The 15,408-nt window shown below is 69.9% G+C and carries 14 protein-coding genes; 8 read left to right on the top strand and 6 right to left on the bottom strand.

Annotation, left to right across the window (positions count from 1 at the left end):
- Nucleotides 1-134 precede the first annotated feature (134 nt).
- On the bottom strand, nt 135-893 hold the full coding sequence (locus tag BUR94_RS09960) for an SDR family NAD(P)-dependent oxidoreductase (RefSeq protein WP_074256098.1): 759 nt from the start codon (nt 891-893) through the stop codon (nt 135-137).
- Between the two features lie 142 nt (nt 894-1,035).
- On the opposite strand from BUR94_RS09960, the gene BUR94_RS09955 reads away from it, so the two are divergent.
- From BUR94_RS09955 to BUR94_RS09920, 8 genes are read left to right on the top strand one after another with little or no spacing between them, the layout of a single operon-like run.
- Entirely contained in the window at nt 1,036-1,857 is an 822-nt protein-coding gene (locus tag BUR94_RS09955; RefSeq protein WP_074256097.1) for an SDR family oxidoreductase, read from the top strand.
- Nucleotides 1,854-2,312 (top strand): MaoC family dehydratase, encoded by a 459-nt coding sequence (locus BUR94_RS09950; protein ID WP_074256096.1) that lies wholly within the window; start codon nt 1,854-1,856, stop codon nt 2,310-2,312. The genes BUR94_RS09955 and BUR94_RS09950 overlap by 4 nt, the downstream gene beginning before the upstream one ends.
- Before the next feature lie 30 nt (nt 2,313-2,342).
- A complete protein-coding gene (locus BUR94_RS09945; protein WP_074256095.1) occupies nt 2,343-3,539 on the top strand; it encodes an acetyl-CoA C-acyltransferase in 1,197 nt (398 codons plus the stop codon).
- A 10-nt stretch (nt 3,540-3,549) separates the two neighbouring features.
- Complete coding sequence (locus BUR94_RS09940) at nt 3,550-4,785, top strand: acyl-CoA dehydrogenase family protein (protein ID WP_074256094.1); 1,236 nt, start codon at nt 3,550-3,552, stop codon at nt 4,783-4,785.
- Entirely contained in the window at nt 4,786-5,823 is a 1,038-nt protein-coding gene (locus BUR94_RS09935; protein WP_074256093.1) for a phosphotransferase family protein, read from the top strand. It begins immediately after the preceding gene.
- Entirely contained in the window at nt 5,816-6,604 is a 789-nt protein-coding gene (locus BUR94_RS09930) for an SDR family NAD(P)-dependent oxidoreductase (protein WP_074256092.1), read from the top strand. The genes BUR94_RS09935 and BUR94_RS09930 overlap by 8 nt, the downstream gene beginning before the upstream one ends.
- A 10-nt stretch (nt 6,605-6,614) precedes the next feature.
- Nucleotides 6,615-7,418, top strand: a complete 804-nt coding sequence (locus BUR94_RS09925) for an IclR family transcriptional regulator (RefSeq protein WP_074256091.1) — start codon at nt 6,615-6,617, stop codon at nt 7,416-7,418.
- Complete coding sequence (locus tag BUR94_RS09920; RefSeq protein ID WP_074256090.1) at nt 7,415-7,843, top strand: PaaI family thioesterase; 429 nt, start codon at nt 7,415-7,417, stop codon at nt 7,841-7,843. The genes BUR94_RS09925 and BUR94_RS09920 overlap by 4 nt, the downstream gene beginning before the upstream one ends.
- On the opposite strand, the gene BUR94_RS09915 is transcribed toward BUR94_RS09920, so the two are convergent.
- From BUR94_RS09915 to BUR94_RS09895, 5 genes are all read right to left on the bottom strand, one after another.
- Complete coding sequence (locus tag BUR94_RS09915) at nt 7,834-8,874, bottom strand: acyl-CoA dehydrogenase family protein (RefSeq protein WP_074256089.1); 1,041 nt, start codon at nt 8,872-8,874, stop codon at nt 7,834-7,836. The genes BUR94_RS09920 and BUR94_RS09915 overlap by 10 nt on opposite strands.
- A gap of 1 nt (nt 8,875) precedes the next feature.
- Nucleotides 8,876-10,063, bottom strand: coding sequence for an acyl-CoA dehydrogenase family protein (locus BUR94_RS09910; protein ID WP_074256088.1), 1,188 nt, complete (start codon nt 10,061-10,063; stop codon nt 8,876-8,878).
- Between the two features lie 7 nt (nt 10,064-10,070).
- Nucleotides 10,071-12,146: a 3-hydroxyacyl-CoA dehydrogenase NAD-binding domain-containing protein gene (locus BUR94_RS09905; protein ID WP_074256087.1), complete on the bottom strand. Its 2,076-nt coding sequence runs from the start codon at nt 12,144-12,146 to the stop codon at nt 10,071-10,073.
- Nucleotides 12,133-14,136 carry a TRAP transporter permease gene (locus tag BUR94_RS09900; protein ID WP_074257665.1) on the bottom strand — a complete coding sequence of 668 codons (2,004 nt, stop codon included), beginning with the start codon at nt 14,134-14,136 and terminating at the stop codon, nt 12,133-12,135. Before BUR94_RS09900 ends, BUR94_RS09905 begins: the two co-directional genes overlap by 14 nt.
- Before the next feature lie 89 nt (nt 14,137-14,225).
- The gene (locus tag BUR94_RS09895) at nt 14,226-15,362 is read right to left on the bottom strand and encodes a TAXI family TRAP transporter solute-binding subunit (RefSeq protein ID WP_074256086.1); all 1,137 of its coding nucleotides are present in this window, start codon (nt 15,360-15,362) and stop codon (nt 14,226-14,228) included.
- Between the last annotated feature and the right edge of the window lie 46 nt (nt 15,363-15,408).

Raw genomic sequence — 15,408 nt, 5'->3', positions numbered from 1 at the left:
GCCGCTCCTCCCTCTGTCGCGGCCTCCTCGCCGCGTTTGTCGTCAGCCTAGGCGCGGAGGGCGCGGCCCCGCAACACCTCCCAAGGTCGGGGCCGGGCCACGTGGGGCGGCGCCCGGTCGCACCCGACCCGCGCTCAGCCCATCGCCGACCAGCCGCCATCCACGATCAGCGTCTGCCCGGTCATCCAGGCCCCCGCCCGCGAGGCCAGCATCACCGCCACCCCGGCAATATCCTCCGGCTCGCCGAGCCGCTTCAGCGCATAGCTTTCCGCCGTCTTCCGCGCCCGCTCCGAGTCTTCGTGGAGTGCGCGGGCGAAATCGGTCTTCACCACGGCGGGGGCGATCCCGTTCACCCTGATGTTGTCGGCCCCGTAGGCCACCGCGAGGTTGCGCACGATCTGCGTGTCGGCGGCCTTGGTCACCGCGTAGATGCCCAGCTGCTCCGAGCCCTTGAAGGCCGCGATGGAACTCACGATCACGATGGCCCCGCCGCCCTTCGCCTGCATCTCCGGAATGACCTGCTTGCACAGCCGCATGTTGGCCCGGATGTTCACCGCCACGGTCTTGTCGAAGGCGTCGTCCGGCGTGTCGAGAAACGGCCCCATGTAGGGGTTCACCGCCGCGTTGCACACGAGGATGTCCGGCGGCCCGAGCTGCGCCTCGCAGCCCGCCACCAGCGCCTCGATCGCCCTGTCATCCGAGATGTTGCAGGCCATCGGCACCGCCGCCGGCCCGATCTCGCCCGCGACCCGCGCGCAGGCATCGGCCTTGCGCGACGAGATCACCACCCGCGCCCCCCGCGCCACCAGTGCCTCCGCAATCGCCCGGCCAATGCCCCGCGTCGAGCCGGTCACCAGCGCCACCTTGCCCGTCAGATCGAAAAGATCGCTCATCGTGCTCCTCCCTCCGGCAGAGCAGACAGGGGGCGGGGCGGGCTTGTCAAGAATGTGCGGAATTGTATTCTGCATTGCGAAACGGGCGCGCCCTGCGAGCAGGCAAGGCGGAGAACCCGGCAACTCGGGAGGGACGGCGGTGATGACACCGGCCAATCTGTTCGACCTAGGCGGCAAGATCGCCCTCGTCACCGGGGGCTCTTCCGGCATCGGCGAGATGGCCGCCGAGGGGCTGGTGCGGGCCGGCGCGCGCGTGCTGCTCGCCTCCCGCCGGGGCGAGGCCTGCGAGGCCGTCGCCGCCCGGCTCAACGCGCTGGGCACCCCCGGGCAGGCCGAGGGCTTCGCGGGCGATGTCTCCACCGCCGAGGGTGTGGCCGCGCTGGCGGCTCAGGTGCAGGCCCGCACCGGGCGCCTCCACATCCTGTTCAACAACGCCGGCCGCAGCTGGGGCGCACCGCTCTCCGACTTTCCCCACGCCGCCTGGGAAAAGGTGATGAGCCTCAACGTCGCCGGCCTCTTCGAGCTCACGCGCAGCCTGCTCCCGCTCCTGCGCGCCGCCGCCACCGATGATGACCCCGCCCGCGTGGTCAACACCGGCTCGGTCATGGGCGAGGTGCCGATGGGCGATGATGCCTATTCCTACGCCGCCTCCAAGGCCGCCGTGCACCACCTGACCCGCATCCTCGCCAAGGAACTCGCCGCCAGCCGGATCACCGTCAACGCCCTCGCCCCCGGCCCCTTCGTCAGCAAGATGACCGCCTTCGCCACCGGCGACGACGAGATGCGCGCCCGCGTCGGCGCCCAGGTGCCGCTCGGCCGCGTCGGCCGCCCGGAGGATATCGCCGCCGCACTGCTCTACCTCTGCGGCCCCGGCGGCGGCTATGTCACCGGCGCCATCCTCCCCGTCTCCGGCGGCATCAACGTGCAGACCGGCCCCGACATCTTCGCCGAGGGCAAGCCGTGACCCTGGACGAGCTGAAAACCCGCGCCGGCGAGGAGCTGGGCGTTTCCCGCTGGTTCACCATCGACCAGCCGCTGATCGACGCCTTCGCCGAGCTCACCGGCGACCACCAGTTCATCCACACCGACCCGGCCCGCGCCGCGCAAACCCCCTTCGGCTCCACCATCGCCCACGGCTTCCTGACGCTCTCGATGCTCTCGGCCATGGCCCAGGATGCCCAGCCCCGGCTCGATCCGGCGGGCATGGGCGTGAACTACGGCTTCGACCGCATCCGCTTTCTCGCGCCGGTGCCCTCGGGCGCCCGCATCCGCGCCCGCTTCACGCTGGCCGAGGTGCGCGAGCTGCCAAATCGGGTCGTCGCCCTGGCGTGGGATGCAACCGTCGAAGCCGAGGGCGCGGCCCGCCCGGTGCTCGCCGCCCGCTGGCTGCTGCGGCGCTACACCGATGTCGCCGCCTGAGCGGCCCGAGTAGGAAGGAAAGCAGACCCCATGCGCGACGCCCTCATCGTCTCCACCGCCCGCACCCCCATCGGCAAGGCCTATCGCGGGGCCTTCAACGCCACCACGCCGCAGGCGCTGGCGGGCCACGCGATTGCCCAGGCCGTCGCCCGCGCAGGCGTCGAGCCGGGCGAGGTCGGCGACGTGGTGCTGGGCGCGGCGCTGCAACAGGGCTTCCAGGGCGGCAACATCGCCCGGCAGGCGGCGCTGCGCGCGGGCCTGCCCGACACCGTGGCCGGCATGAGCCTCGACCGGCAATGCGCCTCCGGCCTCATGGCGATTGCGACGGCGGCCAAGCAGGTGATCCACGACGGCATGCCAATGGCCGTGGGCGCGGGGGTGGAGTCCATCTCGCTGGTGCAAACCCCGGCCATGCGCCGCGACCCCGACCCGTGGCTCTGCGAGCACGTCCCCGCGATCTACATGACCATGCTCGAAACCGCCGAAACCGTCGCCGCCCGCTACGGCATCAGCCGCGAGGCGCAGGATGAATACGCCGCCCGGAGCCAGGCCCGCACCGCCGCCGCCCAGGAGGCCGGCAGGTTCGAGGCCGAGATCGTGCCGCTGGCCTCGGTGATGAAGGTGAAAGACCGCGAGACCGGCGAGGTTTCCGACCGCCCGGTGACGCTGGAGCGGGACGAGGGCAATCGCCCCGACACTACGGCCCAAAGCCTGGCCGGACTGAAGCCGGTGTTCGAAAACGGCATCAACCTGGATGAAGGTCGCTTCATAACAGCCGGGAATGCCTCGCAACTGTCCGATGGTGCATCCGCCGCAATGTTGATGGAGGGCAAGGAAGCCGCGCGCCGCGGCCTCACCCCCCTGGGCCGCTACGTCGGCATGGCCGTCGCCGGCTGCGCGCCCGACGAGATGGGCATCGGCCCGGTCTTTGCGGTGCCGAAACTGCTCGCCGCCCATGGCCTGAAAATCGACGACATCGACCTCTGGGAGCTGAACGAGGCCTTCGCCTGCCAGGTGCTCTACTGCCGCGACCGGCTCGGCATCCCCGACGAGCGCCTCAACGTGAACGGCGGCGCCATCTCCATCGGCCACCCCTACGGCATGTCGGGCGCTCGCATGACCGGCCACGCGCTGATCGAAGGAAAGCGCCGCGGCGCAAGATACATCGTCACCACCATGTGCGTGGGCGGCGGCATGGGGGCCGCCGGCCTCTTCGAAGTTCTGTAAGGAGAGCGATATGGACCTCGGGATGACCCCCCGCGTGAAGGAGCTGGCCGCGAAAGTCCGGCAAATGGTGAGCGAGGAGATCGAGCCGCTCGACGCCGAGTTCGAGGCCGAAGTGGGCAAGCATCCCTCGGGCGACCGCTTCCAGCTCACCGACCGCCAGCTTGAAATCCTCGACACCCTCAAGGCCAGCGCCCGCGCCAAGGGCCTGTGGAACTTCTGGCTCACCGACAGCGACAAGGGACAGGGGCTTTCAACCGTCGAATACGCCTATCTCGCCGAGGAAATGGGCAAGGTCGGCATCGCGGCAGAGGTCTTCAACTGCGGGGCGCCCGACACCGGCAACATGGAGGTCTTCGAGCGCTACGGCAGCCCGGCCCACAAGGAGCGCTGGCTCAAGCCCCTGCTGAACGGCGAGATCCGCTCCGCCTACGTGATGACCGAGCCGGGCGTGGCCAGCTCCGACGCCACCAACATCGCGCTGGAGGCAAGGGAAACCGCCGAGGGCTGGGTGCTGAACGGCGAGAAATACTGGATATCAGGCGCCGGCGACCCGCGGTGTGCCGTCTACATCATCATGGCCCAGACCGACCCCGAGGCGCACAAGCACGCCCGCCACTCCATGTTCGTGCTGCCCGCCGACACGCCCGGCATCGAGATCCTGCGCCCGATGCACGTCTTCGGCCATGACGACGCGCCCCACGGCCACATGCACCTGCGCTTCACCAACGTCCACGTCGCGCCCGAAGACCTGATCCTCGGGCGGGGCAGGGGCTTCGAGGTGGCACAGGGCCGCCTCGGGCCGGGCCGCATCCACCACTGCATGCGGGCCATCGGTCAGGCCGAAAAGGCGCTGGAGCTGTTCTGCAAGCGCGCGATGACCCGCGAGGCCTTCAAGAAAAAGATCGTCGACCTCGGCGCCAATTACGACATCATCGCCAATTGCCGGATGGAGATCGAGATGGCCCGCCTGCTCTGCCTCAAGGCTGCCTGGATGATGGATACCCAGGGCACCCGCGTCGCCCAGCCCTGGATCAGCCAGATCAAGGTGGTGGCCCCCCTCATGGCGCTCAAGGTCGTCGACGAGGCCATGCAGGTTCATGGCGGCACCGGTATCAGCCAGGACACGCCGCTTGCCGCGATGTGGACCAAGATCCGCACCCTGCGCTTTGCCGACGGGCCGGATGCGGTGCACCGCCGCCAGGTCGCCCGCGCCGAGCTGCGCAAGTATTCCAACGAGAAGATCTAGGTGGGCGCGGGCGCGGATACCGCCACGCTCGACGTGGAGGCCGTGGGCGGCTGGATCGCCGCCCATGTGCCGGGCTTCTCCGGCCCGGTCACCGCGCAGAAGTTTCCCACCGGCCAGTCCAACCCCACCTTCCGCCTCGCCACGCCCAAGGGCGATCTGGTGCTGCGCCGCAAGCCGCCCGGACGGCTTCTCAAGTCCGCCCATGCGGTCGACCGCGAATACCGGGTGCAAGAGGCGCTGGCCGAAACCCCGGTGCCGGTCGCCCGGATGATCGCCTATTGCAACGATCTGGCCGTCATCGGCTCCGAGTTCTACCTCATGGAGCACGTGCAGGGCCGCCACTTCAACCTGCCGCACCTCCCCGAGCTTCCGCCCGACGCGCGCGGCCCCATCTTCGACGAGATGAACCGCGTCCTCGCCGCGATCCACGAAGTCGACCTCGCCGCCACCGGGCTTGCCGACTACGGCCCCAGCGGCAACTACTACCGCCGCCAGATCGACCGCTGGACCACCCAGTATCGCGCCTCCGAGACCGAGACGATCCCGGCCATGGATGCGCTCATCGCCTGGCTCGACGCCAACGTGCCGCCCGACGATGGCCAGACCTGCCTCACCCACGGCGACTACCGGCTCGACAACCTGCTCTTCGCGCCCGACGCCCCCCGCGTCGCCGCCGTGCTCGACTGGGAGCTTTCCACTCTCGGCCACCCCTATGCCGACCTCGCGCAGGTGATCATGCAGTGGCAGCGCCCGCCGGGGCCGGAGGGCAGGGGCCTCGCCGGGCTCGACCGCGCCGCCGAGGGCCTGCCCGAGGACGCGGCCTTCATCGAGGCCTATTGCGCCCGCCGCGGCCTGACCGGCATCCCGCGTTTCGGCTTCTACATCGCCTTCGCCAACTTCCGCATGGCGGGCATCCTCCAGGGCGTGAAAAAGCGCGCGCTCGACGGCAACGCCTCGAACCCCGAGAAGGGGCTGCGACTGGGCGCGCTGGTGCCGGGCCTGGCCGAGGCCGGGCTGGAGGCGGCGGCAGATGCCTGAGCGGCCCTCTCCCCGGCGCGTGGTGCTCATCACCGGCGCCGCCTCGGGCTTCGGGGCCGGCGCGGCACGCGGCTTTGCGGCGCAAGGCGCCCGCCTCGTGCTCTGCGACATCGACGAGAAAGGGCTCGAGACCCTGGCCGAAAGCCTGCGCGCGGCGGGCGCAGAGGTGCTGGCCCGCCGGGTCGACGTGACAGAGGAGGCCGCGCAGGCCGGGCTGGTCGCCGCCGCCCTCCGGCATTTCGGCCAGCTCGACGTGGCGATCAACAACGCAGGCCTCGGCCAGCCCTTCACCCCGCTCGCCCGCACCGAGGCGCGGGACTTCGACCGGATCATGGCCGTCAACGCGCGCGGCGTCTTTCTGGGCATGAAGCACCAGGTCCCGCCGATGCAGCAGGCCCGCGCGGGCGTGATCCTCAACATTGCCTCCGTCGCGGGCCTGACCGGGGCCGGGCACCTCGCCGCCTATGCCGCCGCCAAGCATGCCGTGGTGGGCCTCACCCGCGCCGCCGCCGACGAGCTGGCCCGTCACAACATCCGCGTCAACGCGCTCTGCCCGGCCTTCGCCGAGACCCCGCTCTTTGCCGAGATGGCCGACCGCATGGCCAGCCGCACCGGCGAAGACGCCGCGCAGACCCGCCAGCGCATCACCGCCCGCGTGCCGATGGGCCGCGTGGCCACAGTGGACGAGGTCGTGCAGGCCATGCTCTGGACTTGCGCCCCCGCCAACACATTCATGACCGGGCAGGCCCTCGCCATCGACGGCGGGCTGACGGCGATCTAGAGGACAGAAGGTGGACGCAAGCGACGATATCGAGACCGGGCTGGAAGGAGACGACCGCAACTTCATCACCGCGCTGGCCCGCGGGCTGGAGGTGCTGCGCTGTTTCCGCCCCTCCGAGACCGAGTTGACCAACCAGGAAATCGCCGCCCGCACCGGCCTGCCCAAGGCCACCATCTCGCGGCTCACCTACACCCTGCGCAAGCTCGACTACCTGGTGCACTCCGAGCGCAACGGCACCTACCGGCTGGGGCCGGGCGTGCTGGCGCTGGGCTACGGCGTGCTGGCGGGGATGGAGACCTCCGAGCGCGCCCGAGACCAGATGCGCGCGCTCTGCGAGGGGCCCAACCCGCATGTCACCGCGGCCTTCGCCGAGCGCCACCGGCTCCAGGCCGTCTATGTCGGCGTGCAGCGCAGCCACCAGGCGGTGTCGCTCACCATGAATGTGGGCGCCCGCCTGCCGCTCTTTCACTCCGCCATCGGCCGCGCGATCCTTGTGGCGATGACGCAGGAGGAGCGCGCCCATGTGATGCACCTCGCCGAGCAGGAGCGCCCGGGCGATGTGCCGCGCTACCGCGAGAGCCTCGCCCGCGCCCTCGAGGATTACGCCGCGCTGGGCTACACCACCTCCTTCGGCGACTGGCGCCCCGAGATCAACGGCATCGCCGTGCCGGTGGTGTCGCTCAACGGCGACCGGATCTTCGGCCTCAACGTCGGCGGCCCGTCCTTCCTCGTGTCGCCCGAGGAGCTGCGCGAGGGCTATGCCGAGCGCGTGCTGGCCGCCGCCGCCGCGCTCAGCCGCAAGGCCGGGGCATGAGCTGGCCCCCCGCGCCCGCCATCGCGCCCGAACTGGCCGAGCCGCCCTATCCCTTCCAGGCCCTCATGGGCTTTCAGGTCACCGGCTGGGGCGAGGGCTGCGCGCGGGTCGAGCTCGAACCCCTCGATGCGGTCGAAAACCGCCACGGCATCCCCCACGGCGGGGCGCTCTCGGTGCTGCTCGATACCGCCATGGGCTACGCGGGCAGCTACACCGGCGACGCGGGCAACCGGCTCATGTCGATGACCCTGTCGATGACCGTCAACTTCCAGGGCCAGGCCCGTGGCACCCGGCTCGTCGCCGAGGGGCGCAAGACCGGGGGAGGGCGCAAGACCTTCTTCGCCGAGGCCCGGCTGACCGACGAGCACGGCACACTTGTGGCCACCGCCACCGGCGTCTTCCGCTACCGCACGCCTCAGGCGTAGGTCGCGGCCACCCGCGCGGTGTGAAAATCCGCATCGCCCAGCTGCGCGTCGAGCATCACCAGCCGCTTGGCATAGTGGCTCAGCGGGTATTCCCAGGTCATCCCGATCCCGCCGTGCAGCTGGATGGCCTCCTCGCTCACCTTCCGCGCGACCCGGCCCACGAGGCTCTTGGCCATCGCCGTGGTGCGCCCGTCCATCCGGTCGGCGGCCAGGATGGTGATCGAGCGGGCCTGCTCGATCGCTGTCTTCATCTCCACCATCCGGTGCTGCAGGGCCTGGAACTTGCCGATCTCTCGGCCAAACTGCTTGCGGCTCTTGAGGTAGTCGAGCGTGGTGGCATAGCACCAATCCATCGCCCCCACCGCCTCGGCACAAAGCGCCAGCCGCCCCCGGTCGAGCGCCGATGCAACCGCCTCGCCGGCATCCTCGATCAGCAGCCGCGCGGGCGTTCCGTCGAGCATCAGCTCCGCCGCCCCGCCGCCGTCGATCATGCCCCAGGGGGTCACGGCGGCCTCCTCGGCCTTCACCGCGTAGAGCGCCAGCCTGCCAGCCTTGCGCGCCGTGACGAGAAACTCCGTGGCCACCTGCCCGCCATAGATCGCGGTCTTGCGGCCGGTGAGCCTGTCGCCGCCCTCGGTGGTTCCGGCCTGCGGATCCCAGGGCGCCTCCGGCTCATCCACCGCCAGCGCATAGCGCGCCGCCCCCGAGAACAGCGGCTCCAGGTCGTCTCCGGCTGCGGCAAGCAGGGGGGCCGCCATCGCCGCGCCGAGCAGCGGCTCGGGGCAGAGGGCTGCGCCCAATTGTTCGAATACTGCAAGCAGGTCAAAACCCGCGCCCCCCATGCCCCCGGCCTCCTCCGGCGCGAAAGCATAGAGAATCCCCAGCTCAGCAAGCGCTTCCCACCCCTCCGGGTCATGGTAGGGCGCCGCATAGGCCACCCTGGTCCGATGTTCGATTCCGTAGCGCCCCGAAAGCAGCTTCCCAAGGCTGTCTGCCAGCATCCGGCGGTCGTCTGTCATCTCGAAGTTCATGTCAGAGCTCCAGCATGGCCTTGGTCAGGATGTTCTTCTGAATCTCGTTCGAGCCCCCGAAGATGCTGATCTTGCGGTTGTTGAAATAGCTCGCCGCCGCGCCCTCGTCCTCCGGCGCCAGCAGCGCGGCATTGCCCGCGGGCGCCTCGCCCGGCATCACAGCCGCCGCGGGCCCCAGCGCGCGCCGGTAAAGGTCGTTCAACGCCTGCCGCACCTCCGTCCCCCGGATTTTCAGCATCGAGGTTTCCACGCCGGGGTGGCCGACCCGCTGCGCCTCGGCCAGCATCCGCAGGTTGAAGATCTTCATCGCCTCCAGGTCCATCTCCACCTCCGCGAGCCGCGCGGCAAAGAGCGGATCGTCGATCAGCCGCTTGCCGCCGCGCGTCGTGCGCTCCGCAAGCGCCTTGACCCGCTCGAAGGCGGCGATCGAAAAGCCCACGCCCGCGATCCCGGTGCGCTCGTGGGTCAGCAGGTATTTCGCCACCGTCCAGCCGTCATTCTCCTTCCAGACGAGGTTTTCCACCGGCACCCGCACATCGGTGAAGAACACTTCGTTCACCTCATGCCCGCCCTCGATCAGCCGGATCGGGCGCACCTCGATGCCGGGCGTCTTCATGTCGATCAGCAGAAAGGAGATCCCCTCCTGCGGCTTGCCGCTGGCATCGGTGCGCACGAGGCAGAAGATCCAGTCGGCGTATTGCCCGAGCGTCGTCCAGGTTTTCTGGCCGTTCACCACGTAGTGGTCGCCGTCCCGCACCGCGCGGGTCTTGAGCGAGGCCAGGTCCGAGCCCGCGCCGGGCTCCGAATAGCCCTGGCACCACCAGTCGGTGCCATTGAGGATGCGCGGCAGGTAATGCGCCTTCTGCTCGTCGCTGCCGAACTTGATCAGCACCGGCCCCAGCATCTGCAACCCGAACGGCAGGATACGCGGCGCATAGGCCCGCGCCGCCTCCTCGTCGAAGATATGCCGCTCCACCGGCCCCCATTCCGGCCCGCCATACGCCTCGGGCCAGGTCTGCGCCAGCCAGCCGCGCGATTGCAAAATCGCGTGCCAGCGCTCGGTGTCCTCCTTGGATACCTCGCCCCCCGCCTTCACCCGTTCGGCGATATCTCCGGGCAGTTCATCGGCCAGAAACTGGCGCACCTCGGCCTGAAAGGCCTGCTCTTGCGGCGAATAGGAAAGGTCCATCTCTACCTCAGTTCATCTCGGCAAACGTCTTGCCCTCTGCCGCCATCTTGCGCAGCAGATCAGGCACTTGCCAGTAATAGGGGTCTTCCTCGGTGTAGCGCTCGATCCGCGCCACCAGCTCTGCGGCCCCGATCACATCGGCCGTGTGCATCGGCCCGCCCCTGTGGCGCGGAAAGCCGTAGCCGAAGAGGAACACCGCATCTATGTCGATGGGCCTGAGCGCGATGCCGTCTTCGAGCACACGCGTCGCCTCGGCGATCATAGCGGTCACGAACCGCGCCTGGATCTCCTCGGCCGAAAAGCTGCGCGGCGTCACCCCCGCTGTCTCGCGCTCCTGCGCGAGAATAGCCGCCACCTCCGGGTCGGGCCGCCTGTCGCGCCCCTCGTAGATGTAAAAGCCCCGCCCGGTCTTGCGCCCGTAATGGCCCGCTTCGCAGATCCGGTCGGCCACCGCCACATAGCGTTCCTCCGCAGGCCGGGTCGGCGCCAGCCGCTTGCGGTTGGCCCAGCCGATATCGAGCCCGGCAAGGTCGCTCACCGCGAAGGGCCCCATGGCAAAGCCGAAAGCCTCGATCGCCGCGTCCACCTCCGCAGGCGACGCACCGTCGAGCATCAGGTAATCGGCCACCTTCTTGTAATGGCTCAATATCCGGTTGCCGATGAACCCGTCGCAGACGCCCGCGCGCACGGCGACCTTGCGCAGCCGCTTGGCCAGGGCAAAGCCGGTGGCCACCACCTCGGGCGCAGTCTTTTCGGCCACCACCACCTCCAGCAGCCGCATGATATGGGCGGGCGAGAAGAAATGCAGGCCGATCACGTCGCCGGGCCGCGCGGTGGCGGCGGCAATCTCGTTCACGTCGAGGTAGCTGGTGTTGGAGGCCAGCACCGCGCCCGGCTTGCAGATCGCGTCGAGCCGCCCGAAGACCTCGCGCTTCACGCCCATGTCCTCGAAGACCGCCTCGATCACCAGGTCGCAATCGGCAAAGTCCTCCAGCGCGACCGAGGGCTTGAACCGCCCGAGCGCCGCATCGCGCTTCTCCGCGCTCATCTTGCCGCGCTCCACCGCGCCCTCGAGGTTGCCCGTCACCGTCTCGCGCCCGCGCTCCAGCGCCGCCTCGTCGCGCTCGTTCATCCGCACGGTCAGCCCGGCGTTGAGGCAGGCCGTGGCGATGCCCGATCCCATCGTGCCGCCGCCGATCACGCCCACCACGGCCACCTCGCGCGGGCTCGCCCCTGCCTCGGGGATCTTCTCCACCGCGCGTTCGGCAAAGAAGGCGTGGATCAGCCCGGCGCGCTGCGGGCTCTCGATGCAGGCGGCAAACTTCTCGCGCTCCAGCGCCAGCCCCGGCGGCAGCGGCCCGGTGCAGGCGGCCACGGCCTCCACCGCGCGATGGGGGGCAAAGAGATGGCCCTGCGTGGCCTCCAGCCGCGCCGTCACCTCGGCGATGGTCTCCGGATCGGGCGTCACCTCGAGCGCGCCGGTCTTGCGGCAGGGCAGGGCGCCGGTGCGGGCCGCCTCGGCCATCCTGAGCGCCACCTCGCGCGGCGCGCCCTCCTCGATCCGGTCCACCAGCCCGCAGCTCAGGGCATCCTCATGCCCGATCCGCTCGCCCGTGGTGATCAGCGAGAGCGCCGCCCCGATCCCCGTCAGCCGCGGCCCCCGCTGGGTGCCGCCCGCACCGGGGATCACGCCGAGCGTGACCTCGGGAAAGCCCACCTTCACGCCCGGAATGGCCACGCGGGCATGGCAGGCGATCGCCACCTCCAGCCCGCCGCCAAAGCAGGAGCCGTGCAGCACGGCGATGACCGGCTTGGGGCAATCCTCGAGCCGGCGCGCCACATCGGTCAGGATCGGCTCCCTCCGCGGCTTGCCGAACTCGCGGATATCCGCCCCGGCAATGAAGGCCCGCCCCTTGCCGTAGAGCGCCACCGCCTCCACGCCCGCATCGGCCTCCACCGCCTCTATGGCCTTCCACAGCCCCTCGCGCACGGCATGACCGGCGGCATTGACCGGCGGATTGTCGATCACGATCAGCGCCAGCGGCCCCTCGCGCTCGATGGAAATCACCTCATTCACCCGCATTGGCCGCCTCCGCTTGTCCTGCCCGCGCCGCACGCTGCCCCGCCAGCGCCGCCGCGGCAAGGGGCAGGGCGGCGAGCGCCAGCCCGATCAGCGCAGTCGCCCCGTAGCCCAGCCCGGTCTGCTCGGTGTGGGGGATGGCAAAGGCCAGCCCGCCCGCGCAGAGCGCCACCCTGAGCGGAATGGCCCATGCCCCGCGCAACGGCCCGAGAAAGCTGACATAGCCCTGAAGCCCGAAACTCAGCAGCGCCACCCCCGTCAGCGCCGAGGCCAGCGCCACCGCCACCTCCGGCCCGGGCGCCTCGCCGATGAGCGCCGGGTTCAGCACGAAGAAGAAGGGCGCCACGTAGATCACCCCGCCCAGCCGCATCGCCTCCAGCCCGGTCTTCATGGCGCTCGCGCCCGCCATGGTGGCGGCGGCAAAGGCCCCCAGCGCCACCGGCGGGGTGATGTAGCTCACCATGCCCCAGTAGAGGATGAACAAGTGCACCGCGAGCTGGTTCAGCCCGCCCTGCTCCAGCGCAGGGGCCAGCACCACGGCGAGGAAGATGTAGCAGGCCGTCACCGTCATCCCCATCCCGAAGATGAAGGAGGTGAGCGCGCCCATCATCAGCAGCACCAGCGTGTTGTCGCCGGCAAGGAACACCAGCTCGTTCACCAGTGTGCCTGCCAGCCCCGTGGCCGAGAAGGCGCCCACGATGAGCCCGACGCCAAGCAGGATCGCGGTCAGCTCCGCCAGCCCCGCGCCCACGCCCACGATCATCTGCCCGATGCCGCGCAGGGTGAGCCGCTGCGAGGGCAGGATCTGGTTCACCACCAGCAGCAGCGCCGTGGCATAGAAGGGGGCCGAGGTCTCGCGGCGCAGCGCGACCAGCATGAAGATCAGCAGCGCGAAGACGCTGATGTAGAGCCAGCCATCCTTGAACACCTGCCCGAGCCGAGGCAGCTCCGCGCGCGGGATGCCCTTCAGCCCGCGCCGGGCCGAATAGGCGTCGATCTGGGCGAAAAGGCCGAAGTAGAAGAGCAGCGAGGGGATCGCGGCGGCAATGGCAATTTCCACGTAGGGCCGCGACAGGAACGACGCCATCACGAAGGCCGTCGCCCCCATGATCGGCGGCATCAGCACACCCCCCGTGGAGGCGCAGGCCTCCGTGGCGGCGGCGGTTTCCTTGGAGAAGCCGGTGCGCTTCATCGCCGGGATGCTCACCGCGCCCGTCGTCAGCACGTTCGAGATCACAGAGCCCGACATGCTCCCCATGAAGCCGCTGGCAAAGATCGAAACCTTCGCCGCCCCGCCCCGGAACCCGCCCACCAGCCCCAGTGCGAGGTCGTTGAAGAACTGCCCGCCCCCGGTGCGCTGCAACACCGCGCCAAAGAGGATGAACCCGATCACCACGCCGCCAAAGGCCTTCATCGGGATGCCGAAGGAGCTTTCCGACGAATAGACATGATAGGGCAGCGCCTCCGAGAACGTGCTCTGGAACCCCGAGAAAGGGTCGGGCACATGGCCCGCGAAGGTGGGGTAGAAGGCAAAGAGCGTGACGATGACAAAGAGCACCGTGCCCCCGGCCCGCCGCGTGCCCTCCAGCACCAGCGCAAAGAAGAGGTAGGCCACCCAGATGGCCTCCTGCGGCGGCGCGTACTCCCAGCCTTCCGAGAGGTTGCGCTGCGCCGTGGCGGCAAGATAGCCCGTCGCCGCCAGCGTCACCGCCGCCAGCAGCCAGTCGAGCAGCCCCGGCGCATCGCCCCGGATGCCCCGCATCGGAAACACCAGGAAGGCGACGGCCAGAAACAGCCCGCCCAGCAGGTAGAGGTAGCGCCCCTCGATCAGCACCAGGCCGCCGATCTGAAGATTGAAGAGCTGGTGGATCACCATCAGCACCCCCGCCGTGGTGGCCAGGCCGATGGCCCAGCGGGCGGCCATGGCGCCGCGCGTGGCCCCCGCAGCCGGGGCGGCGTCCGGGTCGGTGATCTCGGGCGTCTGGTCGCTCATCGGCTGGGCCTTCTCGCGGGCTTGGGTCGGTTGGGGCAGACGGGCGGGGCAGGCCTCGGCCCGCACCCGCCCGGGATTTCACGGGTGGATCAGAACACCACCTCGAAGCCGCCGTCGGCCAGCGCCTTGCGCCGTGCCTCGGCCCAGGCCTCATCCCAGTTCTCCGGAGCCTCGGCCTTCAGTGCCTCCCAGGCGGCGGCCAGCGTCTCCTGCCGGGCGATGAGCCGGTCGTTGTGCGCCTGCGCCTCGTCAGACCAGACACCCGCCTCCTTGTAGTAGCGGATCGCGCCCTCGTGGTAGGGGGCGACCCACTGCATGTCCTGCTTGTCGAGGCCCCAGCCGCCGATGCCCGGCGCCTTGCCGTCATACTGCGGGTAGAGGTCGAACATCGCCTTGGTCATGGCATAGGCCAGCTCCTCGTCGGTCTCGGCGGTGCCCACCAGAACCGGGTAGGCATAGCCCGCGCCCTGGTAGCCGTCGGTCCCGTCGATGGTGGCGCCGACGCTGGCCTTGTTGGGCACGAAGAAGGGCGCGATGGCCTGCATCGCCTTCAGTCCTTCGGCGTTCTCGGGGTCGATCGGTGGCCAGAACAGCCCGCGCGGGCTGGAGGCCGCCTCATAGGCCATGCCGGAGTTGGTCGAGGCAAAGGCCGCGTCCACCTGGTTCTCGATCAGCCCCTTCCAGCTGTCGCCGAAGCCGCCGAACTCCACCACCGTCACGTCATCCCAGGTCAGACCGCCATAGGCGAGATAGGCCTCGGTGTTCACGTTGAGCGCCGGGGCGCCCACGATATAGGCCACCCGCTTGCCCTTGAGGTCGGAGAACTGCTCGATCCCGAGGTCGCCCGCGACGCCGACACCAAGGTTGATCGCGCCACCGTTGTTGGCGGCAATCACCCGGATCGGCTGCGGCCCCCAATTCTCGGCGCCAAACTCGAAGGCGCCTTCCTGCGCCATGAAGCTGCCGCCCACGCCGGTCGCGCTGAACTCTACCCGGCCCTGCCGCAGCGGCTCGGTCCGGCTCACGTCGTTCTTGCCGGGCAGGACGCGCAGGTTGATCCCGTAGGCATCCTGGAGCGCCGCGCCGATGGCCACGGCCTGGTTGTAGCCGGCGGACCCGGTGTCATAGGCCGTCCAGCTCATCTGCTTGGGCAGGGTGGTGTCCTGTGCCGCCAGCGGCGTGGCAAGCAGCAACGCCCCGGCGAGCAGTCCGATCGTCTGTTTCATGCAGTCCTCCCATGTGGTGCGCGGGCAACCCCGGTCTGTCCGGTGG

The organism is Vannielia litorea, from assembly GCF_900142295.1.
GTDB classification, from domain to species: domain Bacteria; phylum Pseudomonadota; class Alphaproteobacteria; order Rhodobacterales; family Rhodobacteraceae; genus Vannielia; species Vannielia litorea.
The sequence above is the reverse complement of the archived record's forward strand: the minus strand, read 5'-3'. Positions and strand labels throughout refer to the sequence as shown.